Source organism: Micromonospora craterilacus, assembly GCF_003236315.1.
GTDB classification, from domain to species: Bacteria; Actinomycetota; Actinomycetes; order Mycobacteriales; family Micromonosporaceae; genus Micromonospora; species Micromonospora craterilacus.
Genome location: NZ_POTY01000523.1, coordinates 1 through 824, shown reverse-complemented (window position 1 = coordinate 824; position 824 = coordinate 1). Strand labels below are relative to the sequence as shown.

The following is an 824-nucleotide window of genomic DNA, read 5'->3' as shown; positions in this document are numbered from 1 at the left end:
CTTCAGATCCTACGATAATGTATCAATTAGGTTATACGACATACGGAATTAAAAATCCATATATCCCACAAACCTCTGATATTAAGTATGTTTACAACAAGCTCGGTAACTGGATTGTCTCTAATCCTGATGGCTCAACAACGTCAATAATTTATCCCAATGATCCTAGTAACCCTACTAAGATTGCTGATTCATCTGTGCCTGGTTATCCGGTTATTGCTTTTATTCCTGGCTATACACCTGAAGATCAAATGGGGACTCCTTTGGTGCCAGTTGATCCCGATGATCGTACTAAGGGCTATATTCCACCAACACCTTCTGATAATGGTACAGATACGATGATCACCTATACAGCAGATAAGCAAAAAGGTAGTGTCAGCTACGTTGATGATACGACCGGAACAACTTTAAAGACGGATTCAATTTCAGGAACAACGGGCTCGAAATCCAGTTATAGTACCAGTGGCAGCATTGCCGATTATAAGAAACAAGGGTATGAGTTGGTCACCGATGGCTATCCAGCAGATTTGACGTTCGACAATGATGACACAACTGATCAGAATTTCACGGTTCACTTGAAGCATCGGTTGACGCCAGTGAATCCAACGGATCCACAGACACCTGGAACGCCAATCAATCCAGACGAACCAGATGGACCAAAGTGGCCAACTAGCACCAACTATGATAAGACGGTCAACGAGACGATTAGCTATGTTGATCAGAATGGACACGTAGTGGCCAAGCAACACACTGATTCTGTCAACTTCACGCGAACAGTCGTTGTCGATAACGTTACTGGTGAAGTTATTACAAGTGGTGCTGGG

1 protein-coding gene is annotated in these 824 nt (G+C 43.2%); it reads left to right on the top strand.

What is annotated here, in order from left to right:
- Positions 1–17: 17 nt before the first annotated feature.
- Positions 18–824: mucin-binding protein (locus C1I95_RS34220; protein WP_199524048.1), on the top strand; the 807-nt coding region annotated here is incomplete at its 3' end.